Here is a 764-nt window from a genome sequence, read left to right on the forward strand (position 1 = left end):
TGAATCATCCATTGGATTGGGAGCTTAGATCTAAGATAATAATTTTTAACTTATACGGATTTTTTACAGCCCCCGTATAAAAGATTAATTAGAAATTATGAGCAATGACAAGAAAAACAAATGTTAAACAAATCAAAAATTGACTTATCATTAGAGAATAATTTTTGTTCAAAAGTACGTCTTTACCAAAATTGCGCCCTAAAATGAAGGTTGTTGATTTTTCAAATGGCGTGTCTTCTATTAATTCAACATTTGCTTCAGATACATTCAATATTATCTCTGCTAAAAATTTACAAGAAACTATACCTGTAGAGTAGGCAAAATCTATAATCGATTCCTTTAATGCGCAGAAACTACCTTTAGCTTGGTGGGTTGGACCTCATTCGTCTCATTATAAAGTTGATGAAGTTCTCTTATCTATTGGCTTAGAGCATGTTGAAACAGAGGTAGGAATGGCAGCTTTAGCGCAAGATATAGACTCACATGTTACTTCTATGCCGGATAACTTCAAAATCAAAGAAGTTGAATCTCTTCAAGATTTTAGAGATTACGGAAATGTTATGGCATCAGTATTCGAGCCTTTTGATGAAGAAGCGGTTATATTTTATGAAACAATAGGCCGTTGTTATAAAAAAGACTCTGATGTAGAGATGTTCGTTGGTTATATAAATAATAATCCTGTAGCAATATGTTTTTGTATTAAAGCGGATGGGATTGGTGGAGTGTATGATATTGTCACCAAGCCGGATTTTCAGAAAAGAGGT

General features: G+C 33.1%; 1 protein-coding gene and 1 pseudogene. Both read left to right on the forward strand.

Going from position 1 to position 764, the window contains the following annotated elements; translation table 11 throughout:
• Positions 1 to 164: 164 nt before the first annotated feature.
• Positions 165 to 317, forward strand: a complete 153-nt coding sequence (locus ACFIO3_RS14565) for a hypothetical protein (protein WP_375609022.1) — start codon at positions 165 to 167, stop codon at positions 315 to 317.
• A 135-nt stretch (positions 318 to 452) separates the two neighbouring features.
• Positions 453 to 764: pseudogene (locus ACFIO3_RS14570) on the forward strand (N-acetyltransferase); the annotation flags it as partial.

Source organism: Bartonella sp. AD328YNZD, from assembly GCF_042196425.1.